This is a genomic window from Photorhabdus tasmaniensis (assembly GCF_011189505.1).
Lineage (GTDB): Bacteria > Pseudomonadota > Gammaproteobacteria > Enterobacterales > Enterobacteriaceae > Photorhabdus > Photorhabdus tasmaniensis.
This window is the reverse complement of the sequence record NZ_PUJU01000007.1, coordinates 54,810-76,626: the sequence shown is the minus strand read 5'-3', so window position 1 is coordinate 76,626 and position 21,817 is coordinate 54,810. Positions and strand designations below refer to the sequence as shown.

Here is a 21,817-nt window from a genome sequence, read left to right as displayed (position 1 = left end):
TCCTATAATAAAGACAGATATTGATTCTTCCTGTCAGAGTTAGACTTTTTTTTGTCGTTTTCTCATTTGATGTAACGATATAACACGATTGGCCTCTAACTCGAACCAGCCAGGGGTTAACTCGCTCGCTCCTGTCCAACGGAGATAAAAGCGTGCCAGACGTTGATCATTAAGGGGTGAATCAGCCAAAGTGTTGACTTGACCATAAAGCCTGCTACCTGGTCCAAGCACTTCCATCGTTGCTGTTGCCAACAGATAAAGGGGAGCAAATGGATTAGCCAGTCCCCGGCGCTGCCGGGAACGACGTAACATGACGATCCAAACTCTCGGTGCATCATAGCGCCAAGCGATTTCACAATCTTCACACCACACGCGCCAGCCAAGAGGAATCGGGCTACTCCCCATACAATGAGGCTGCACCGAATAACCGCGCGCCTCAAACCAAGGAGTCAGTGGATCATGATTCATAGACAAACCCTACCAAGAGGCTGAATATTGATCTGTTGAGTTAACTCCTGATATGAAAGCACCGGCAAGCCGTGGTGATCACCTTCAATTAACTTGCGTACATAGCGACGAATATCCATTGATACGATCAACACCGGCTTATTCTGCATCTGCGTTAAATCACCCACCGTTTTTTTCATCTGTTCAAGGAAACTTTGCGTCACCGCCGGGTCCAGCGCCAAATAACTCCCTGCACTCGTCTGACGAATACCTCCCCGGATCTGTTCTTCTACCTGCTGATCTAACAAATAAGCGGGCAGGATGTTGTTACCATTAGCATACTTGTAGCAGATGTAACGCTTGAGGCTACTACGAATATATTCCGTCAACTGCACCACATCTTTCTCCTTTTGCCCCCATACCACCATAGCTTCGAGGATCGCACGTGTATTGCGAATAGAGATATCTTCTCCCACCAGCCGTTGCAGTATCTCAGTCATCCGTTGCAATGGGATGATGCGCATGGCCTCCTTAACCAACTCACCATAACTGCCCTCCATCTGCTCCAGAAGATAGCGGGTCTCTTGCACACCAATAAAATCTTCAGCGTACTCCCGTAACACATGTGACAAATGCCAAGTGATCACCTGAGACATTGACAGAGCCGCCATCCCGGACTTAGCCAAGCGTTCCTGATGTGCTTCGGCTACCCACAACGTAGGTTGATTAGGTAACAGTGGTTCTCCTTCCTCATAAGGGATAGCCAGCAATTCCAGTTGACTGACTGGTTCCTGTACCAACAGATGTTCTGAACGCAGCCGACCACGGGCAACGGGTACCTCTTGTAGCTGGATTAAGTACTCTCCCGCTTTCATACCCTCATTAAAGCGTAAGTGGATACCAGGAAAGGGGACTCCCAAATCCAAATAGAGGGCGCGTCGTACCCGTATTAATTCATCGTTAAGCGAAATGGCTTCCAACTCAGCCTGTAATCCGGCATCCACATCAATGAGTAAAGGAACCGTCATCGCGAATTCCTCTTTCTCACCGAGCTTCCCGCCTTTGGCTTTACTGCCCATCTTAGGCTTAGATTTGGCTGCCGGGGCACCTGCCCCTTGGGCTAACAGGCTGGGAAGATCAGCTTGCTGACTCACGTTGACTTGCCGCTGACGCTGGAACAAAAAATAACCGCCACCGGTCACCACCAGCGCAAGCATAAAAAAGATTAATGTCGGGAATCCAGGAATAAGGCCAAACAACGCCAATAAAACACCACCAATCAACAACGCTTTTGGTTGAGCAATGATCTGTTCACCAATCTCATTACCCAGATCCGAAGAGTCTTCTGACGAAACACGGGTAACAATGATACCCGCCGTGATGGCAATCAGTAGTGCCGGTACCTGGGAAACCATGCCATCACCCACGGTCAAAATGGCGTAAAGCTGCAATGCATCAGCAGCAGACATCCCTTTCTGAGTGACGCCTATGGTTATCCCACCCAAGATGTTGACAAAGATGATGAGGAGACTGGCAATAGCATCACCTTTAACAAATTTCATCGCACCATCCATCGAACCAAACATCTGGCTCTCTTTCTCGATAGTGCTGCGTCTCTCCCTGGCTTCATTGACGTCGATAACGCCAGCACGCATATCTCCATCAATGCTCATCTGTTTGCCGGGCATAGCATCAAGAGAAAAACGCGCGCTAACCTCAGCCACACGTTCTGAACCTTTGGTGATGACGATAAATTGTACGATGGTGATGATCAAAAAGATCACTATCCCCACGATCAGGTTTCCACCAACTACGAAATTACCAAAGGTATAGACAATCTTCCCGGCGTCAGCCTGCAAGAGGATCATCCGGGTGGTACTGATTGAAAGCGCCAGACGAAACAGGGTTGTCACCAGCAATACCGCGGGGAAGGCAGAAAACTGCAAGGGGGAGTTTATATAAACCGCCATCATCATTAGTACGACAGAGATGGTTATATTAATGGCGATCAAAATGTCCAGCAGAAAAGGAGGAAGTGGCAGAATCATCATGAAGACAACTGCTAACAACAGTATTGCCAGCATAATATCTTTGCGTTCGCCGATCCGACTTAATAACTCAAGCCCGCGATTCATAGTACGGTCCCTTGAGAGAGATAACGCTGATAAGCACTGCGTGCTTCTTCCAGGTTCCCTTCCTGTTGGCAAGCGCGGCTGACACAAAGCCAAAGAGCCTCACTTTGTTCTCCCTGATCCCGTAAGAGAGCACAATGTTCTTTCGCCATGCTCCCTTCTTGCAGTTTAAGTAATGAAACCACCAAAGCACGGCGTCCTTCCTGATGTTCAGGATGCAAAACCAATAATGCATCCAATAAAATACGAGCTCGGTCAGGGTGACCGTACTGGAGTTGAAGCCAGCCGAGTAACAGCAAAGCACTTTGCTGTTTAGAACTTAAAGTCATGGTTATACCTTGTGCAACAGGTGCAGGGCCATTTGCAGCAACTGTTCATCTTGATTCATCTTTTCCAGCAGGGAAACAGCTTGCTGTACCTTGATGTCATCACCTTGTTGCAAAGTTGCACGCAAGCTACTGACAGCCTGACGGAAGTCATGGGGACGTAACAGAGAGTGAAACCCATCTTGTGGACAGGCAAAGGCCAACAAAGCCTGATCAGCTTTATTGGCTGGATAAAGACGCGCAGAGTGAGTCTCAACGGATTGACCATCGGGCAATAACGTATAGCGATCAGGCAAACCAACCCCTATTTCTTCCCGGCTGATCGCCGTTAGTTGCTCAATACCTATATGGGCGGAGGCGATTCTGCTCACGAAGCGAGCACCTCACGCTGTACTCTTAGCAAGGAGCGAAATGCCTGATGCAGCAAAGGCAGAGTTATATGCCGTTCATCCAGTGTCACAAACAACAACAAGCGATCTTCTCCCAACCAACCACAACGCAAGGGCAGTTCTGGCCCCTGACCGCTAAAGGTGAGTAACATTGCCTTAACCATTGCGTCTCTCCCCTGATGCCAGGGAATTTCATGGGCCAGCCAAAGCGTTAATGATCCACCATAACGTTCAATCTGTAACGTACCAGAATATTCAAAATCGATTTGGATCAAGGGACTGGCAGCATCAGACATCTCCATCCCCAAATCCTGACAAAACTGGAGCAATTGTGGTTCTATCCAGTTCATGATGCTCCCTCTCCTGACCACAATTCGTCTTCTTCTCTCTCAATTGCTGTATCAAGCGCCAGTTGACAAGAATTAAGCAAATTTTGCCGCTGTTCTTCATCACTGAACACCTCCACCGGAATCAATCGAATCAATCGCTTCAACTCCCGGTAGAAATGAATTTGCGTTTGGCTATTCTGCAATCCCAAAGCCTGACCGAGCATTTCGACATCCCGCACATTGGCCCAGCGTTTCTCAATCAGAGAAACGACATCACCCATAAGGTCAGAAGGCCCGTATGCCATGATTTTCCCCCTCTACCACGCTTTTCCATAACTGTTCAACCTGAACCGACAAACTGTTAAGCAAACGGAGCTTGTGCATGTCACTCATCACACGTTCCAGCTTAATGGGATCAAGTTGTCGCGGTTGGCTGTCCAGATCAGCGCTCAGGGCTTTCATGATGAACCCGGTCACTTCCATCAGGGAGCTGCTCTTGAAATTGGCCTGGATATCTCGCCAGGCCGCTGACAGCCCTTGATAATCCATAACGGCATCACGATAGATGTTACGCAATGCCTGCAAATTACCAACTCCATCTCTGGCAGCTGCCGTGGCATCAGGAGTAATGCGAGCTCCTAACTCGATAGCAATACCTTGCTCTTGCGCTAAACGTGACAACTCCTGCTCAACCAATGTCAATATGGCACGAGCTTCTGGCCTGCCTGCCAACGCATCACGGGCCTGACTCAGTGCATAGAACTGTTCACTCACCTCGCCAGAGAAACTTTCCAAATAAGCCTGTAACTGAGCGATATTAGTCAATTGGCTACTATTTAAATGAGAGATCAACGCTTTAACCTTTTGTTGACGCTCCAGATCCGGCACTTTCTGCAAGTATTCACCCACCAATGCCTCAATTTCCCGCACCCTAGCATGTCCATCGCTAACTTTACGTCTAGAGAGCGGCATATCCTTGCGTTCCGAAAATGCAAAAGTAAGCTCTTCGGCCGCGTCAGCAAAAGACTGGGATGCAGTAACCAATACCACTTTCTCTCCCTGAAACTGACCGACCCTGGCCTGCTCTTGTTGTGCTGTAATCCCGGCATCAGGTTCTGACAAAGTCATCGAATGAAGATGATTCTGGATAATATCCATAGCCTATCCTGTCATATCAGAGTTAATAATGGACAAATTATAAAGATACCGTCCCGGTGCCTATGCCAAAATCAGCCGTGAATTTTTAGCAAAATCCGCCATAACCTATCGCCAAGGATAGGATTCATCGTTATTTCCTCACTGAGGCTGATATAAGAGGCATCAAGCATAAGCAGCAACCCATGAACCGGGAAGCTTCACTGATCAAAGCTGGGAACAGCTACGCAAACTCCAACCATTTTCTAAAAACTCCCGACTCAGATTGCAATCCCTTCCCCTTTCCCTTCTTTATAGTACTCGCAGCAGAGGTTATATAAACGATCATGAAGCTTTCCCTTGACCATATTCCCGGCCAAATGCGCCATGCTATTAATGAATGTCGACTCATTCAGATTCGCGGCAGGGTTACTCAAGTCACGGGTACATTACTTAAGGCTGTCATCCCCGGTGTGCGGATAGGTGAACTTTGTCATTTACGCAATCCTGACAATACACTATCCCTCCTGGCTGAGGTGATTGGGTTCCAACAACATCAAGCCCTGTTGACACCTCTTGGCGAAATGTTTGGTATCTCTTCAAATACTGAAGTGAGCCCAACCGGAGCCATGCATCAGGTTGGCGTAGGTGATTACCTGTTAGGACAAATCCTTGACGGACTGGGTAATCCTTTTTCCGGCGGACAGTTGCCGGAACCACAAGCTTTGTATCCGGTTTATCGGGATGCTCCGGCACCCATGAGTCGCAAACGGATTGAGCACCCACTCTCACTCGGCGTGCGGGCTATTGACGGCTTGCTAACCTGTGGTGAAGGTCAGCGTATGGGAATTTTTGCCGCTGCGGGCGGTGGCAAAAGTACGCTGTTATCTACGTTGATTCGTAACGCTGAAGTTGATGTTACTGTGCTGGCACTCATTGGTGAACGTGGCCGCGAAGTGCGGGAATTTATCGAATCGGATCTGGGCGAAGAAGGGCTGAAACGTTCAGTGCTGGTAGTCGCTACCTCAGATCGTCCAGCGATGGAGAGGGCTAAGGCAGGATTTGTGGCGACCTCAATCGCTGAATACTTCCGTGATCAAGGTAAACGTGTACTCCTGCTGATGGATTCCGTGACCCGTTTCGCCCGCGCGCAACGAGAAATAGGTCTGGCTGCCGGCGAACCGCCAACCCGACGAGGTTACCCACCGTCAGTCTTCGCGGCGTTACCACGGTTAATGGAACGTGCCGGTCAATCTGACAAAGGCTCAATTACCGCCCTTTACACTGTATTAGTGGAAGGAGATGACATGACAGAACCCGTAGCGGATGAGACCCGTTCGATCCTTGATGGTCACATTATTTTGTCACGCAAGCTGGCTGCGGCTAACCATTATCCAGCTATTGATGTGTTACGTTCCGCCAGCAGGGTGATGAACCAGATTATCACTCCTGAACACCTGGCTCAGGCTGGTTTGTTACGTCATTGGCTGGCTAAGTATGAAGAAGTTGAGCTTTTGTTACAGATCGGAGAATACAAGAAGGGGCAAGATCCCGTTGCCGACAATGCCATTGCACACATTGAAGCAATACGTAGTTGGTTACGCCAAGGCACTCATGAAACAAGTGATTTGCCGCAAACTTTAGCGCTATTGCAGCAGATAACGAAACAATGATTAACCGTTTACAACGTATAAAAGCACTACGTGTTGAACGCGCTGAACGACATTTTTCCTTGCAACAAATGAAACTTCAAACGACGCGTCAACACCATCAACAAGCTTTGCAAGCCTCGCAAGATTACTGTCAATGGCGAATAGAAGAAGAGCAACGGCTTTTTAAACTGTGTCAAGGCCAACCCATTGACCGCAAAGGTCTTGAACGCTGGCAACAACAAGTTGCCCTGTTACGCGAAAATGAAGCGCAGTTAGAAAAGGAAGTCGCTGAAATGGCCGAAAAAGTGGAACTGGAACTGCGTCAACTACAAGAATGCCAACGTGTACTGCACCACGCACGTCAGCAGCAGGAAAAATTTAACGAATTGGGCCGCCAGGAACAAGAGGCGATCCGTGTCCAAAACGAATACCAGGAAGAGCGGGAACAAGAAGAGTTCCATCGCCAACAAGAAAGAGTGTAAAACAGAAAAGCATGAACCCATTGACAGCTATCGGCAAAGGTGTCCCCTTCCTCCCAACGTCCCCCACAGCGGCAGACACAGATTTGCAGCGCCGTTTTGAGCAGGCTATTGCCTCTCATGCCACCAATACGCGCCAGTCAACAACACGGCGGATGGATCAACCATTAACCGACACGACCAGAAATGGCAAAACAGCGGATCTACATTCCACACATGACGCAAATGAGGAACTTTCGCCATTCGACTCCACACACAAGGCAACTGATGATCCACGCAGACACGCCTTACCCCAGCCATACCATAGCACCTCTTCTTTTTCACATAAGAGAGAAGAGAACCAAGCTAACCTAGAGCAAAAAAAAGAGTCCCAAGAACATGATGATATAAGGGCAAACTCTCTGGCGACGCCTGACCTCCCAGTACACACTCCCAATCTTGAGCCGGCCAACATGACACCTGCGGTTGTGCCTCATCCATTACCAAGCCAAGATGTACCCGCACTACCTCAAAATCAGAAGAAAAGCTTATTGCCCTCTGTTGATCGTCTCGATGAGATCGCTATCGAGATAAAAAAGTCTCTGTCAGCACCCGCTATCCTTGCGTGCCAGCCAGACCTGAACACCCCAGCCCCTAACCTAAAACCGGTTGATATCATGTCCTCTGTTGCGGTCTATCCTGACACAACAGCTATTCCTGCACAGAAAGACGCAAACGATGAACCGGTATATGATGAACCGGTATATTATGCAGTGGCGCAAACAACGCCCGGCATATCCAGATTTCAGCAAAATACACAAGAACAAAACATCCTTCCTCGCCAGCAGGCAGGTCTGGTTTTCCCTGTTCCCCATGTTAATGAAATCAGCATCACGGAAAAAAAGATCCTTACTGAAATCGAGACATTCCATTTATTGGCATCAAAGCCAAAAGAGTCTGACATTCAGCCCTCCTATCCTGGTGAATTAGACGGGAAAATGCCCTTCTTTCCACAAACACAGCTCCTCCCAGGCGAGCGCATACTCGCTACAATGCAAGCAACTTCAACCATTTCCCCACTTTTGGAGGCGCTGATCGATAAATTGAGTGTGGAGATCAGTATCGAACTAACACGGCAGCAACGTCCGCCAACATTACATCTGACACTCCCTAACCTAGGTGCTCTTGAGATTCAACTAACCAATGAGAATGGCAAACTTCAAATAGAGATTTTGGCGAACCCGGCAGCCCAACAACAACTGAAGCAGGCACGCTTTGAGCTGCTTGAACGTCTACAGCTTCTTTATCCAACACAAACTGTCGAACTCTCTCTCCCATCTCAAACGGATAGCGAGCACGGATCACGCCAGCGTCGCAGCGTATATGAAGAATGGAAAAATGATGCATGAATAGCCTGACCCTACCCAAAGTCTCATTGGCAGAATTGACTCTGCGTCAAACCCTGAGCCGTCATCAGCAACAATTTAGCTGGGCTAATGGTCATCTCACTCTGGATATCGTTTCTCCTCCCCAAACGCTGGACAAGGTGCTGATCGCCCACTGGAAGGGACATACTTTCTCTTTTTACTGCCATGCAACCGAGCTGGCTCTGTGGCTCGCCCCTGATCTACAACAAGCAGATCTGGCCTCACTCCCTCAGGATCTGTTGCTGGCACTGATGGAATACCAAAGCAAAACACTACCAAATCTGTCATGGTCCGCGCTGAGAACCATATCAGAACTCTCTTTATCGGCCTGCTTATTACTACGCCTTGAGCGGCCAGGTGCCACATTACCACTCTGGTTACCAGAATCCTCGCCCTTATTTGCCATATTGCCAAAACGTCAACCAAACGAGTACTTGCCCATTCCATTACAACTGTCTCTGCAATGGGGAGCAATAAACCTGACTTTAGACGAGTTTCATACCCTGGAACCAGGGGATGTACTGCTACTGTCCCCACAGCAACAGCCAGATGCTTCTCTGTTAGCACATCTGGAAGGGCGACCTTGGGCCTACTTTAAATACCATGAACAGAAACTGGAGTTAATCACTATGCACACACTCTCTCCTGACACTCCTGACAGTACACCGGTAACGGACTTAAACAGCCTGGAGGTTCATGTCAGTTTCGAGGTTGGTCGTCAGACCTTGGATTTACATACGCTTACCAGTCTGCAACCCGGTTCATTACTCGATCTTGGTGTTCCACCAGACGGTGAAGTACGTATTCTCGTCAATCAGAAATGCCTTGGTTCAGGGCGGTTGGTAGATATTCAGGGGCGTCTGGGTGTAAAAGTTGAACATCTCTTTACGGAGAAACAATCATGATCCAACTACCAAACGAGTTGGATCTTATCATCGGGCTGGCCTTACTGGCTCTGCTCCCCTTTATTGCGGTGATGGCCACCTCTTTCCTCAAATTGGCAGTGGTATTTTCTTTGCTGCGTAACGCCTTGGGAGTACAACAAATCCCACCTAACATGGCTATGTATGGATTGGCGATTATCCTCACTATCTATGTCATGGCCCCAGTGGGTTTCGCTACTCAAGATTATCTGCGCCAGAATGAAGTTTCATTCAGTAACGCTAAATCGGTAGAAAAATTTATGGAAGAAGGTATAGCACCTTACCGGAACTTTCTTAAACAACATATTAAGCCCAGTGAGCGCACTTTCTTTATCGATAGCACCCGACAGATTTGGCCAAGCCAATATGCGGACCGACTGGAACCAGATAGCCTGCTGATCCTGCTGCCAGCCTTTACAGTCAGTGAATTAACCCGAGCTTTTGAAATTGGGTTTCTTCTTTATCTGCCGTTTATTGCGATCGATCTCATTATTTCTAACATCCTGCTCGCAATGGGGATGATGATGGTTTCCCCTATGACCATCTCTCTTCCTTTCAAGTTACTGCTATTTGTCCTGCTTGATGGCTGGACACGCCTGACACACGGCCTTGTCATCAGTTATGGAGCCTGAATATGAGTAATGCTGATATTCTGCATTTCACCAGCCAATCGCTCTGGCTAGTGTTAATTCTTTCCCTGCCACCGGTATTGATGGCCGCCGCAGTGGGAACATTGGTCTCATTGATCCAGGCACTTACCCAAATACAAGAACAAACGCTGGGTTTTGTCATTAAATTAATTGCTGTCATTATCACCCTGTTCGCTACGGCTACCTGGCTTGGCAACGAGCTCTACAGCTTCGCCAACATGGCCTTTCTCAAGGTGCCACTGATCAAATGACCCTACCAGAGCTCCAGCAACAAATCCTTGCTTATACCCTGCTGTTACCCCGCATTATGAGCTGTTTTGTGATATTTCCTGTACTCAGCAAACAGATGCTGGGCGGTGGACTGATCCGTAACGGTGTGGCTTGCTCACTGGCACTCTATGCTTACCCAACAGTAGCAGGTAACCCGTTGCCAACATTTGGTAGCCTGGAATTGACGCTGCTGCTCGGTAAGGAAGTCTTGCTTGGTCTGCTAATCGGCTTTATCGCTTCTATTCCATTTTGGGCAATGGAAGCCACTGGCTTTATTATCGATAACCAACGGGGAGCAACAATGGCTTCGGTACTTAACCCCTCTCTGGGAAGCCAAACTTCACCCACAGGTCTGCTATTGACTCAAACTCTGATCACGCTTTTTTTCTCCGGCGGCGCTTTTCTTAGTCTGCTTGGTGCCCTATACCAGAGTTATAACAGTTGGCCGGTAGCGCAATTGTTTCCCCATATTACCAGCCAGTGGATCAGTTTTTTCTATGGTCAGTTCAGCTATCTACTGCAACTTTGTATCCTGATGGCAGCCCCTTTATTAATCGCCATGTTCCTGGCCGAGTTCGGGCTGGCACTGATTAGCCGTTTCGCTCCATCTCTCAACGTTTTCGTATTGGCGATGCCGATCAAGAGCGCAATTGCCAGCCTGTTACTGGTTATCTATATCCGATTACTGATGCATCATGCTTATGATAAGGTGTTGTTAACGCTTTCTCCTGTACGCATGTTAATTCCTGTCCTGGAGGCACCATGAGTGGAGAAAAGACGGAACAGCCTACACCCAAGAAACTCCGAGATGCTCGAAAAAAGGGACAGGTAACCAAAAGCAACGAAGTAGTATCGACCTCTTTAATCCTGGGGCTGATCGGTATGATCATGGTCATGTCCGAATACTATTTGGAACATCTGAGTAAATTGATGCTGATCCCGGCTAGTCTGCTGGAGAAACCCTTTCCCCAAGCCTTCAATCATGTCGTTGAAAACCTGATGCAGGAGCTGGTCTACCTCTGCCTACCAATTCTGAGCGTTTCCGCTTTGTTATCGTTAGCATCACACCTTGCCCAATACGGCTTCCTGTTGAGTGGAAATTCTATCAAGCCTGATATCAAAAAGATCAATCCTGTTGAAGGGGCCAAAAGAATCTTCTCTATCAAGAGCTTGGTGGAATTCATCAAATCAATACTCAAAGTGACGCTGCTCTGTATCCTAGTCTGGGTTACCCTAGAAGGTAATCTACAGGCGCTACTGTACCTGCCGGAGTGTGGGACAAGATGTATTATCCCTGTGCTCGGTATGATGTTAACTCAGCTAATGACCGTATGTGGTATCGGGTTTATCGTCATTTCTATTGCCGATTATGCCTTCGAACACTACCAACATATCAAGCAGCTCAGAATGAGCAAAGACGAGATCAAGCGCGAATATAAAGAGAGTGAAGGCAGCCCGGAGATCAAAAGCAAGCGACGCCAATTTCACCAGGAATTACAATCAGGCAATATGCGCGCCAGCGTCAAGAATTCATCAGTGATCGTTGCCAACCCAACTCATATTGCCGTCGGTATCCGCTACAAGAAAGGAGAAACACCTTTACCTCTTATTACGCTCAAGTTCACTGAGGCGCAGGCCCTGCAAGTCCGGCGTATTGCCGAAGAGGAAGGTATTCCAGTATTACAGCGAATCCCTCTCGCACGGGCACTTTATCAGGATGGCCTCATCGATAACTATATCCCTGCTGATCTCATTCAAGCCACCGCAGAAGTTTTACGCTGGCTAGAACAGTGGCAAGATCGCTCTCCTGAATCGTAACCTGCTCTCAACAAATAGACGTTTCTCAGGTGTAAAATGCGATTTGTTGGCAATACCATAAGTCAATGTTTGCTATATTTCGATTATTGCCGATGGCTTCGTTTCTTAATTTCATTACGACCAAATCACATAATTGTAACAAATTTAAGATAAATAAAGATGACTGCTAATAGCTAATCATTCCTTAAACGATATTATAATAAACAATCCAATTCGGTTAGGTTGATTCTTTCTTGTTATCGATTGATAAAATCGTTCAAACCAGATTTGAATTTCTTATCAAGTGATCTACTATTATGCGTGTATGCGGTGGGTCATTTGAGCTATTAGATTTTAACACACACTGACTTCTGAGCCTTTTAATCAATTAATACTCAGATGACCATGACAATAATTGACGTATTCTGAATCATCTATACATTATCTGAATAAAAAGGAGAAAACTAATAATCAAGACAGAATACAAAGCCCAACTTATGACTCAGAATGAGGAATCTACAGGCAATCTTTACTATGTAAAAAGAATTGATCGCTTTTCATCTGTTGTTTATAAAATGTGAGAATAATACTATTATTCAGATTGAGAACATTAATATGCCACCAGAAGAAAAACCGTTTTAATTAAAAGACCTTATAACTCGCTATCCCGTTAAACACATAAAACTATTCTTCCTGTCTATTGCAGGTAGTAAAAACCAAAGAAAACATATATTTAATATCAATAAAAATAACGTAATTTATATTTTTTTAAGACAACACCAATAGATCCAGGACAATAAAATGAATGGCATCACAACATCAGGGAAGGGAATGGATATCACTCTATTCCAGCGTAGCATGCCTGCCTTCAACGTTATAGAACATCATCAGGAAGGGATATATATCCTGCTCGAAGGTGAGATGACATGGCAGGACAGTACCAATACCTACGATCTCTCTCATAATGAACTGCTTTTTGTTCGTCGTGGCAGTTACGCAGCAAAAACGCGTAGTAATACCTGCAAGCTACTCTGGTTACCGTTGAGTACAACTTTCCTTCATAGTTTTCTGCAACGTTTTGGTACTCTGCTCAGTGAAGTCGAGCGACACAATGTGCCAGCACCCGAATTGATTGCATTTACCTCATCTCCTCTGTTATCTCAAAGTGTTAATGGGCTGGTCGATCTATTGGCTCATGATTACCCCCCAGCCTTGGGTCAATTAAGAACGGAAGAATTGCTGTTGTTGATGTCTTTTGGGGAGCAAGGGATTTTGCTCATGTCAGTATTACGACAACTAAGCAATCGCCAGGTAGAACGTTTACAGAGCTTTATGGAAAATCACTACCTCAAAGAATGGAAACTCAGCGAATTCGCTAAAGAATTCGGCATGGGATTAACCACTTTCAAGGAGCTATTCCGCTCCGTATACGGCATATCACCACGAGCCTGGATCAGCGAGCGCCGTATTCTTTATGCACATCAGCTACTACTCAATAGTGAGATGAGTATTGTTGATATCTCAATGGAAGCCGGATTCTCCAGCCAATCCTACTTTACTCAAAGCTATCGGAGACGCTTTGATTGCACCCCCAGTCGTGCCAGGTATGGCAAAGAGTAACGATTGGCTAAAATAATCTGACGTTTTTTACAAGTTAACCATTGGCCTGACAGATAAAATAAGGCCATTCCTAATCTAATCGACAAGAGTGACTAGCAGCAAGATGAGCATAGCATGAGCCAGCAAGACCATAATCAGACTCGAACCAGCATGTTTCTCGGCCGCAAGATCTCTGTCATGCAGTCTGGGATCCCGCGCCGAGAACAGTTGCTCGGAAAATCGCCGTCTATTCAGTACCAGAATAGAGACATTATCAATAACCAACAGTTTGTTCTGTTACAACGTCTTTTGCCCAGACATCTTCTGGAAAGCTTAATGAAATCTGTTTGGTTTCGCAGACGGCTAAATTGTGGGCAAGCGTTGAAGCGTAATGACTTGCAACAGCTAATCAGAGCGGCGGCAAAGTCAGAATGTGACTGGGACACGGTACTGGGTAACCACATTAACCTTGCCGACAGACATCTTTTACAGTATTGGGTACTACAGCCACTATTTGATTGGTGGCTCCGCCTGCTAGAACCAGAGATAGAACTCTGGTTCATCGAACTTGATCAGTTGCAGATTCAAGAACGGCAACTGCGTGCTAAGGCGCATTTTTGGCAACAGGTTGAAAACCTGTCATCTCAATGCCGGGAACAACACTATCAAGAGGTTATATCCTTGCAAACAGCGCTCAACCAACGCAAGAAACTATTAGAAAAACTGCTGTTGACAGCGGAAAACCAGGCCTATGAAGCATGGCCCAACTGGTTTACCGGTCTGGATGTACTCCAGACCGACGACAATCTGGCGGTTTTCACCCCGGTTCCTGAAGTGCTGTCTCCCTGCTGGACATGGTTGACCACCTTAAAATATGACAGGGCGGCGGCTATCCACTTACAACAATGGCTCTGCGCTCGTGCCCTGTGCCTGCCACAGGACAGTTTTTATTGGCAATCGACGACGACCTAAATCATTAGAGGAAATATGCAAACTCTACTCAATCATCTGGCCAGTCGCTTGGGCCAGAAGCCTTTTGTTTCCGATGGGCAAGGGCATTACCATTTGCACATTGATAACTACAACCTGTTTCTTCGCCAACAAGGAACTGCACTTGTATTATCCAGCCCTCTAAACTGGCGCCATAACCCAAAAGATTTATCAGCCACCGAACTATTGAAGACACTGCTGCAACAGGTCACTCGTTGGGGACGTCATACTCCCCACGCACTGACCTTGGATGAATCAGAAAATCTTATTCTGGAAGCTCGCCTTGATCCTGACAGTCTGGATATTCAAATCCTAGAACAAATGCTAGCTATGCATGTCGATTTACTGGAGCAAACCATGAACTTATTATCGGAAACGCAATCTTCCCCTCAATGGAAACAAGTTATATGGCAGCCATGAAACAGTTCCAACGGCTGTGCCGCTCCTTACTGTTATCGTTGAGCATCAGTAGTGTGATGCTCTCTTCGGCTTTTAGCCAAGATCTGGATTGGCTGCCCATGCCTTATGACTATCTGGCAAAAGGAGAAAGCTTGCGGGATGTGCTGGTTAATTTCGGTGCTAACTATGACGCATCAGTGATTGTCAGTGATAAGGTGACCGATCAGGTTAACGGTCATTTTGAACAAGATGGCCCTCAGGAATTCCTGCAACATTTATCCTCTCTCTATAACCTAGTCTGGTACTACGATGGGAGTGTACTTTACGTATTTAAAAACAGCGAAATACAATCACGTCTCCTTAAACTTGAGCAAACCAACGCAACAGAGCTACAGCAAGCCCTGAAACGTTCCGGTATTTGGGAACCCCGTTTTGGCTGGCGTCCTGATCCAGGCAACCAACTGGTTTACGTATCAGGCCCTCCCCGTTATCTTGAACTGGTCGATCAGACTGCATCTGCACTGGAACAGCAATCACTGCTGCGTAGCGAAAAAACCGGGGCGTTAACTGTGGAGATTTTCCCACTCAAATATGCCTCAGTTACAGATCGCCAGATCCAGTATCGTGATAGCAATATTGAAGCACCTGGTATCGCCACTATTCTCTCCCGCTTGCTGAGTGATGCCAATGTGGCGGCTGTCACTGGTGAAACAACATCATCTATGGGAGGAAACCATTCAAGCCGGGCTGTTGTACAGGCGGAACCGTCTCTAAACGCAATCATTGTACGAGACAACCCGGAAAGGATGTCCATGTACGCACATTTAATCAACGCACTGGACAAACCCTCTGCCCGCATTGAAGTCGCACTTTCCATCGTCGATATCAACGCTGACAACCTTTCAGAGCTGGGTGTTGACTGGCAGGTAGGCATCAACACCGGGCCGCGCCATCTTATCGATATCACCACCACCCGGGAAAAAAATGAGAAAAAGGAAAAAGTGGAAAGCATCGGTTCAGCAGCATTGGGTAGCTTAGTTGATCGCCGAGGCCTGGATTACCTGCTGGCAAAAATAACCCTGTTAGAGAGCAAAGGCAGCGCTCAGGTGGTTTCCCGCCCAACGCTTCTTACTCAGGAGAACACCCAAGCGGTTATTGACCATAATGAAACCTATTACGTAAAAGTTAATGGTGAACGGGTCGCCGAACTTAAGAGCCTCACCTATGGCACTATGCTACGTATGACCCCCAGAGTTATCCAAATAGGGGATTCTCCTGAAATCAGCCTGAGTCTGCACATTGAAGACGGTAACCAGAAGCCCAACAGCTCAGGCCCAGATGGCATTCCTACCATCAGCCGAACCATTGTCGATACCGTTGCCAGAGTTGGGCATGGGCAAAGCCTACTGATCGGCGGCATTTACCGTGACGAAATGTATGAAAGCCTACGCAAAGTGCCATTTTTAGGCGATATCCCCTACCTGGGTGTTTTGTTCCGCAGTACCACTGAGCAGGTACGGCGTTCAGTACGATTGTTCATTATTGAACCACGGCTCATTGATAGTGGGATAGCTCATTATCTGGCATTGGGTAATGGACAAGATCTACGCCATCGGTTACTGGCAACACAAGATATCTCTAATCAGAGCGTTTCTCTGAGTAAAGTACTGAGCGGTTCACAATGCCAATCTTTATCCCCGGCCCGCCAAGTACAAGAAACGCTACGGCAAGCAGGTAAAAGCTCATTTTTAGCCTCATGCCGAATGGGCAAAACTTACGGATGGCGAGTCATTGAACAACAATGTTCACTTAAGGAAACCTGGTGTGTTCGTGCGCAAAATAAGGCGAGCAGATGAGTTGGAAAATTCGCTTCTACCGCGGACTGAATAAAAGTATTGAGGTCAATTTAGCTGAAGGGCGTTTAGCCATCGGCTCGGACCCCTTACAGGCAGATATCGTTCTGGTGGATGAAGATGTTGCCCCTATGCATCTCATTTTAGAAGTAGAATCAGATTCAATCCGCCTGTTGGAATGGGCCGGTGAAACAGCACCAAGTCAGAATGGCGAACCCCTGTCACCGGGGGCTTCCCTGCAAGCGCTGGCTCGTCAAGAGGTAGGGCCGTTATTGTGGGCTTTCTGCGATCAACAACAGGCATTCCCGAACCAACTTGCCGAGCCTGCAATCACACTACACCAGCGTCCCATCCGGAAAAATCGCAGCCGAGTTGCCGGCGGGATGTTGATACTCTGTCTGGTACTGGCACTGGGCTTCTTGGCACTGCTTGGGCATGAAGGGTGGCAACGGCACAATCCATCCCATGGTATGGCTGAACAGGAACTACGCCGTTTTCTCCATGACGATTCAGCCTATCGTCAGGTTAGTGCGCAAATGATGCCTGATAACGGGCCTCTGCTGCTAAAAGGTTATGTGGACCACAACTACCAACGTCTAGCATTGCAAGAATATCTTGATACTCATTCTCTCAGTTATCGACTGGAGTTACGTACTATGGAGGAATTACGTCAGGGGGTAGATTTCATTTTACAAAAATTAGGTTATACCCAGATCAAAAGCAGCAATGGCAAACAACCCGGCTGGATCCGCCTTGCAGGAGAATTAACTGACCCTGACCAACAGTGGAACGACATTGAATCATTGCTCAAACGCGACGTTCCGGGCCTACTTGGTATAGAAAACCAGACAATGCTAACCGGTGGTCATCTCAAGCGTCTGGATATGCTATTGGCTAAACATGATTTACCCAACACGCTGACCTACAAGGACAAAAGCGATCGTATTGAGTTCACAGGTCAACTGGATGAGCTCCAGACTCACAATTTCTACCGCTTACAGCAGGTATTTAAACAAGAATTTGGCAACCGACCAATCCTTGTACTACTAAATAATAACCGACTCTCCCTCAATGATGAGCTCAATTTCGATGTCCGGGCGGTTTCTCTGGGACGTGTGCCTTATGTAGTACTCAAAAATAACTTGCGTTATCCCGTTGGAGCAACAACAGAAAATGGTTTTAGGATCGAAGCTATCCGTCGAGATGCCATTGTTATTACCAAAGGTGAACGGCAATTTATCGTCAAACTTAACAGGAGCCCAACTTTATGATGACATCCCTGGAGGCACGACTGTTCGGTGCTGATCCCGCTTATGTCAACGAAATTCAACACCGCCTCTCTCAGGCGCTGAACGATATCAAACAACGCCTGAGACGTGGAGGTTCGGTACAAGAATACCAACAATGGCAGCAAGAGGCTGACGCCATCCAAGCTGCAATCACAATACTTAACACAACAGAAGGAGGCCATCATGGCTAGCACTAGCACTACACTTTTTACTTCCGCAGAAACAGTGAACACACTTGATGCAGTTGCTGGCCAGTTGAAGGATCAAGCCAACGCAGCCAACAAAGGCGTCAATGATGCCATTGCCGCCCTTAACGACGGTCCTGATAACCCCGCTCTGCTCGCTGAGTTACAACACAAGATTAACAAGTGGTCAGTCATCTACAACATTAACTCCACTGTCACCCGGTCCATGAAAGACCTGATGCAAGGCATATTACAGAAGATCTAATCATGACACGTTCATTCAAAGGGCTACTGGCAGATATCGCTCTGGTTGGAAGCGGCCACCACTGCCATGACGAAGCCAATGCTATTGCCGACTGGCTAATGTTAAATGAGGAAGGGCAAGAAGCCGCAAATCTAATTCGGCTCTCTTCTCTAACGAACCAAAGTAAATATCAACAGGCTCTGGATCTTGGCCGGGATCTTCCCTGGCCCAGTCTGGAACCTTGGCTGGCTTTATGTGAATGGCGTCTGGGGCTGGCCTCAGCCCTAGAGCAGAGACTAACGCGAATGGCTGATAGTGACGATCCACAATTGTTGTCTTTTGTTGATGGTATGCGAGAGCAACTGACTCATGAATAGGATCGAAGGGCCATCTTATAATGTGCTGTCACAACCAACAGTACAGCCTTCAATCACTGCCAAGAACAAGCAAGACTTTGATCAAGCACTGGAACTCATGCCTGATCAACAGACGCTGAAAGAGCGACAACAACGCTGGATGCAAGGAGCGTCTCTGGAAGAAGTTTTAGGTGACTTCAATCCAGCGATCCAGCGAAAAATCGTCTGGCAATGGCATCAGACCTTATCAACTGATAGCCAGCCCTCTCAACGTGCTCAGTTAGAGGGCAAACTTATTGCCCCGGTACAAAAACATCTGTGGTCGCAGTTTGGTGGCCTGACCTTGCCCGTCAAACCACAACTGGATTTACCAGAATTCAGAGCGATTGTTCGTGAATTCGCGCCCACAGGCCGACAACAGGAAACGGTCCTTCTCAAGGTACTCAGCGAGATTAAATCTCTAGACGGTAATGAGTACCTGAGTGACCTAATCCGACGTGAGTTGCAAACACTTATCCCCCGTAACGGTATGGTGGATAACCTGATCCGAAACTCACATAAACTCGATTTGGAGGAATAATGGACCTGCCACAAATAAGCGAGACACTGATAACCAGCCTGGATGAACTCAACACACCTCAGGCCAGTGCCGAAAATGTTGCACATTTTGAACTGGCTATGTCCAATCAAGATCAGGGGCTTGGAAACAGTCTGATCAGCGAATTGGGCCAGTATAAACAACAAATTACTCAGGCTAAACAAGAGTTGGAAGCACAGCTGGCCGTCCCCGGCAGTGATCCCAACAGCCTGATGCAAATGCAGTGGTCTCTAATGCGGATTACCCTACAAGAAGAGCTGATTGCCAAAACAGTAGGACGATTGAATCAAAACGTTGAAACCCTAATGAAAGCCCAGTGAGGAGCCGTGAAGAAACATCCTATAATCTGCATCCTGTTAGCTGTCTTCATGCTAACAGGATGTAAAATCGAACTCTATACTGGAGTTAGCCAAAAAGAAGGCAACGAAATGCTGGCCTTGCTCAGGGAAGCAGGAATTTCCTCTGATAAGCAGCCAGATAAAGATGACAATATCAAGCTATTAGTGGAAGAATCCGATGTTGCACAAGCTGTCGAGGTACTCAAGCGTAAAGGATATCCACGGGAGAACTTCTCCTCTTTACAAGATGTCTTCCCTAAAGACGGCCTTATCTCCTCGCCGGTAGAAGAACGGGCACGGCTCAACTTCGCCAAAGCGCAGGAGATTGCCCGAACGCTTTCGGAAATCGACGGTGTACTCGTCGCACGGGTACATGTAGTCTTACCGGAGGAACAAGATAGACTGGGGAAAAAGTTATCGCCGGCCTCTTCTTCTGTGTTTATTAAACACGCAGCTGACGTTCAACTCGATACTTATATTCCTCAGATAAAGCAGCTGGTCAATAACAGCATCGAAGGACTGAGTTATGACCGCATCAGCGTCGTATTAGTTCCTGCGGCGGGCGTGCGGCAGGTACCGTTAGCACCGCGCTATTCCACACTATTTTCTATCCAGGTTACTGAAGAATCACAAGGCCGCCTGATCGGAATTCTGGTTTTATTGTTAGCCTTGTTATTCATCAGCAATCTGGCTCAGTTCCTGTGGCACCGAAGCAGGATGCAATAATGGTAACAGCATTAACACCCTACCAATTTCGGTTTTGCCCTGCCAGTTATATTCATGCGGACCATCTATCACCAGATTGGCTTTCAGTCTTGTCCTCCCTTCCTGAATGGCGTAGCTCTCCCAGGATCAATGGCCTACTGTTGACTCAATTTGACCTGAATGTAGATTATGAGTTGCCAGCCGGCTTGGGAAACATTGCCCTGCTAGAGCAATCATACTTAGAACAGCTTCTGACTTGGCTGGGAGCCTTACTGCACGGGCAAGCTATTCGCCATTGCCTGTTGGCAGCAGAGCTTCGCCATTTACATGACGCGCTTGGGAGAAAGGGGCATCACTTTTGCTTAAAATATCTCGACATCATCATCGGTAACTGGCCGGCTGGTTGGCAACGTTCGTTGCCAACCACAATCAATGCGAACTATTTTCGTATCAGTGCTTTACAGTTCTGGCTAATGGCTATGGAGCCACTTCCTGCCGATTTCGCCAAACGCCTGAGCTTACGGCTTCCCCCTCATGACAATCCCCCGGCTTGGCCTATCAGCCAGGCAGAACGACCACTGGCACAGGCATTGTGTCTCAAATTGGCTAAACAAGTGAATACAGAATGTTACCTTTTATTAAAATAACAAAAGAGCATCTTCAACTTTCTCCTGAACTTCTGATACTACGTAAAACAGACTATCAAACCTGTCTCAGCGCCCAGTCTCTGCTTGATGAAGCCCGAGTCCAGGCTCAAGAAATTGAACGAGAAGCCCAGACCGTTTATGAGCAACAAAAAGAGTTAGGCTGGCAGGCCGGTATTGATGCTGCCCGTGCAGAACAAGCCAATTTGATTCACCAGACTCAGCTCCAGTGTCAGCAATATTACCGACAGGTCGAGCAGCAAATGAGCAATGTAGTATTGCAAGCTGTTCGTAAAATCCTAAAGAATTATGACCAGGTTTCCCTTACCTTACAGGTGGTTCGTGAAGCTCTTTCATTAGTCAGCAACCAAAAACAGGTCATCCTGCGGGTTAATCCTGAACAGGCCACAACAGTACGGGAACAAATATCCCGGGTACATAAAGACTTTCCTGAGATCGGCTACTTAGAAGTCACGGCGGATGATCGCCTCGATCAGGGCGGCTGCATTTTGGAAACAGAAGTCGGGATCATTGATGCCAGCTTAGATAGCCAACTCGACGCACTCATGTCCGCTATTAATAATCAATGGCAGAGTTGACTATTTCGCCACCTAAACGGATGGAAAAAAAGACATTCTTGGCGTAATAACTAAGGAATTCGTTATTTCTGAAACATCCATAAA

At 47.3% G+C, this 21,817-nt stretch carries 28 protein-coding genes; 21 read left to right on the top strand and 7 right to left on the bottom strand.

Annotated elements, in window-relative coordinates; translation table 11 throughout:
* Positions 1-39 precede the first annotated feature (39 nt).
* From C5471_RS04695 to sctW, 7 genes are read right to left on the bottom strand one after another with little or no spacing between them, the layout of a single operon-like run.
* Positions 40-468 carry an LcrR family type III secretion system chaperone gene (locus tag C5471_RS04695; protein ID WP_133815322.1) on the bottom strand — a complete coding sequence of 143 codons (429 nt, stop codon included), beginning with the start codon at positions 466-468 and terminating at the stop codon, positions 40-42.
* Positions 465-2,582 (bottom strand): type III secretion system export apparatus subunit SctV, encoded by a 2,118-nt coding sequence (gene sctV / locus C5471_RS04690; protein WP_133815321.1) that lies wholly within the window; start codon positions 2,580-2,582, stop codon positions 465-467. Before sctV ends, C5471_RS04695 begins: the two co-directional genes overlap by 4 nt.
* Positions 2,579-2,908 (bottom strand): type III secretion system chaperone SctY, encoded by a 330-nt coding sequence (gene sctY, locus C5471_RS04685; RefSeq protein ID WP_133815320.1) that lies wholly within the window; start codon positions 2,906-2,908, stop codon positions 2,579-2,581. Before sctY ends, sctV begins: the two co-directional genes overlap by 4 nt.
* Positions 2,909-2,910: 2 nt before the next feature.
* A complete protein-coding gene (gene sctX / locus C5471_RS04680; RefSeq protein WP_133815319.1) occupies positions 2,911-3,276 on the bottom strand; it encodes a YscX family type III secretion system protein SctX in 366 nt (121 codons plus the stop codon).
* Positions 3,273-3,644 carry a type III secretion chaperone SycN gene (sycN, locus tag C5471_RS04675; protein WP_133815318.1) on the bottom strand — a complete coding sequence of 124 codons (372 nt, stop codon included), beginning with the start codon at positions 3,642-3,644 and terminating at the stop codon, positions 3,273-3,275. The genes sctX and sycN overlap by 4 nt, the downstream gene beginning before the upstream one ends.
* Positions 3,641-3,928 carry a TyeA family type III secretion system gatekeeper subunit gene (locus tag C5471_RS04670; protein WP_133815317.1) on the bottom strand — a complete coding sequence of 96 codons (288 nt, stop codon included), beginning with the start codon at positions 3,926-3,928 and terminating at the stop codon, positions 3,641-3,643. Before C5471_RS04670 ends, sycN begins: the two co-directional genes overlap by 4 nt.
* Positions 3,909-4,781 carry a type III secretion system gatekeeper subunit SctW gene (gene sctW, locus C5471_RS04665; RefSeq protein ID WP_133815316.1) on the bottom strand — a complete coding sequence of 291 codons (873 nt, stop codon included), beginning with the start codon at positions 4,779-4,781 and terminating at the stop codon, positions 3,909-3,911. Before sctW ends, C5471_RS04670 begins: the two co-directional genes overlap by 20 nt.
* Before the next feature lie 323 nt (positions 4,782-5,104).
* Here sctW and sctN point away from each other — a divergent pair, with 323 nt between their 5' ends.
* The 21 genes from sctN to C5471_RS04560 all read left to right on the top strand — a co-directional run bounded on the left by sctN (position 5,105) and on the right by C5471_RS04560 (position 21,733).
* On the top strand, positions 5,105-6,430 hold the full coding sequence (sctN, locus tag C5471_RS04660; RefSeq protein WP_133815315.1) for a type III secretion system ATPase SctN: 1,326 nt from the start codon (positions 5,105-5,107) through the stop codon (positions 6,428-6,430).
* Positions 6,427-6,891, top strand: coding sequence for a type III secretion protein (locus C5471_RS04655; protein ID WP_133815314.1), 465 nt, complete (start codon positions 6,427-6,429; stop codon positions 6,889-6,891). Before sctN ends, C5471_RS04655 begins: the two co-directional genes overlap by 4 nt.
* An 11-nt stretch (positions 6,892-6,902) precedes the next feature.
* Complete coding sequence (locus C5471_RS04650; protein ID WP_133815313.1) at positions 6,903-8,276, top strand: type III secretion system needle length determinant; 1,374 nt, start codon at positions 6,903-6,905, stop codon at positions 8,274-8,276.
* Positions 8,273-9,199 carry a type III secretion system cytoplasmic ring protein SctQ gene (sctQ, locus tag C5471_RS04645; protein WP_133815312.1) on the top strand — a complete coding sequence of 309 codons (927 nt, stop codon included), beginning with the start codon at positions 8,273-8,275 and terminating at the stop codon, positions 9,197-9,199. The genes C5471_RS04650 and sctQ overlap by 4 nt, the downstream gene beginning before the upstream one ends.
* Positions 9,196-9,849 (top strand): type III secretion system export apparatus subunit SctR, encoded by a 654-nt coding sequence (gene sctR, locus C5471_RS04640; RefSeq protein ID WP_133815311.1) that lies wholly within the window; start codon positions 9,196-9,198, stop codon positions 9,847-9,849. The genes sctQ and sctR overlap by 4 nt, the downstream gene beginning before the upstream one ends.
* A 2-nt stretch (positions 9,850-9,851) precedes the next feature.
* Complete coding sequence (sctS, locus tag C5471_RS04635; protein ID WP_021323784.1) at positions 9,852-10,118, top strand: type III secretion system export apparatus subunit SctS; 267 nt, start codon at positions 9,852-9,854, stop codon at positions 10,116-10,118.
* Positions 10,115-10,903, top strand: a complete 789-nt coding sequence (gene sctT / locus C5471_RS04630) for a type III secretion system export apparatus subunit SctT (RefSeq protein WP_133815310.1) — start codon at positions 10,115-10,117, stop codon at positions 10,901-10,903. The genes sctS and sctT overlap by 4 nt, the downstream gene beginning before the upstream one ends.
* Entirely contained in the window at positions 10,900-11,955 is a 1,056-nt protein-coding gene (sctU, locus tag C5471_RS04625) for a type III secretion system export apparatus subunit SctU (RefSeq protein WP_133815309.1), read from the top strand. Before sctT ends, sctU begins: the two co-directional genes overlap by 4 nt.
* A gap of 780 nt (positions 11,956-12,735) precedes the next feature.
* Entirely contained in the window at positions 12,736-13,554 is an 819-nt protein-coding gene (locus C5471_RS04620) for a helix-turn-helix transcriptional regulator (protein ID WP_133815308.1), read from the top strand.
* A gap of 114 nt (positions 13,555-13,668) precedes the next feature.
* Entirely contained in the window at positions 13,669-14,505 is an 837-nt protein-coding gene (locus C5471_RS04615) for a T3SS regulon anti-activator ExsD domain-containing protein (RefSeq protein ID WP_133815307.1), read from the top strand.
* Positions 14,506-14,520: 15 nt separating this feature from the next.
* Complete coding sequence (locus C5471_RS04610; protein ID WP_133815306.1) at positions 14,521-14,943, top strand: YscB family type III secretion system chaperone; 423 nt, start codon at positions 14,521-14,523, stop codon at positions 14,941-14,943.
* Positions 14,931-16,778, top strand: a complete 1,848-nt coding sequence (gene sctC / locus C5471_RS04605) for a type III secretion system outer membrane ring subunit SctC (RefSeq protein ID WP_278250143.1) — start codon at positions 14,931-14,933, stop codon at positions 16,776-16,778. Before C5471_RS04610 ends, sctC begins: the two co-directional genes overlap by 13 nt.
* The gene (gene sctD / locus C5471_RS04600; RefSeq protein ID WP_133815305.1) at positions 16,775-18,046 is read left to right on the top strand and encodes a type III secretion system inner membrane ring subunit SctD; all 1,272 of its coding nucleotides are present in this window, start codon (positions 16,775-16,777) and stop codon (positions 18,044-18,046) included. The genes sctC and sctD overlap by 4 nt, the downstream gene beginning before the upstream one ends.
* Positions 18,043-18,255, top strand: coding sequence for an EscE/YscE/SsaE family type III secretion system needle protein co-chaperone (locus tag C5471_RS04595; protein WP_133815304.1), 213 nt, complete (start codon positions 18,043-18,045; stop codon positions 18,253-18,255). The genes sctD and C5471_RS04595 overlap by 4 nt, the downstream gene beginning before the upstream one ends.
* Positions 18,248-18,514 (top strand): type III secretion system needle filament subunit SctF, encoded by a 267-nt coding sequence (sctF, locus tag C5471_RS04590; protein WP_133815303.1) that lies wholly within the window; start codon positions 18,248-18,250, stop codon positions 18,512-18,514. The genes C5471_RS04595 and sctF overlap by 8 nt, the downstream gene beginning before the upstream one ends.
* A 2-nt stretch (positions 18,515-18,516) precedes the next feature.
* Positions 18,517-18,870: a YscG family type III secretion system chaperone gene (locus tag C5471_RS04585; RefSeq protein WP_133815302.1), complete on the top strand. Its 354-nt coding sequence runs from the start codon at positions 18,517-18,519 to the stop codon at positions 18,868-18,870.
* A complete protein-coding gene (locus C5471_RS04580; protein WP_133815301.1) occupies positions 18,863-19,429 on the top strand; it encodes a YopR family T3SS polymerization control protein in 567 nt (188 codons plus the stop codon). Before C5471_RS04585 ends, C5471_RS04580 begins: the two co-directional genes overlap by 8 nt.
* Positions 19,429-19,767 (top strand): type III secretion system inner rod subunit SctI, encoded by a 339-nt coding sequence (sctI, locus tag C5471_RS04575; RefSeq protein ID WP_133815300.1) that lies wholly within the window; start codon positions 19,429-19,431, stop codon positions 19,765-19,767. Before C5471_RS04580 ends, sctI begins: the two co-directional genes overlap by 1 nt.
* Positions 19,768-19,773: 6 nt before the next feature.
* Positions 19,774-20,511, top strand: a complete 738-nt coding sequence (sctJ, locus tag C5471_RS04570) for a type III secretion system inner membrane ring lipoprotein SctJ (protein WP_071880956.1) — start codon at positions 19,774-19,776, stop codon at positions 20,509-20,511.
* The gene (locus C5471_RS04565) at positions 20,511-21,137 is read left to right on the top strand and encodes a Yop proteins translocation protein K (RefSeq protein WP_133815299.1); all 627 of its coding nucleotides are present in this window, start codon (positions 20,511-20,513) and stop codon (positions 21,135-21,137) included. Before sctJ ends, C5471_RS04565 begins: the two co-directional genes overlap by 1 nt.
* Complete coding sequence (locus tag C5471_RS04560) at positions 21,116-21,733, top strand: HrpE/YscL family type III secretion apparatus protein (protein WP_133815298.1); 618 nt, start codon at positions 21,116-21,118, stop codon at positions 21,731-21,733. Before C5471_RS04565 ends, C5471_RS04560 begins: the two co-directional genes overlap by 22 nt.
* The last annotated feature ends 84 nt before the right edge of the window (positions 21,734-21,817 follow it).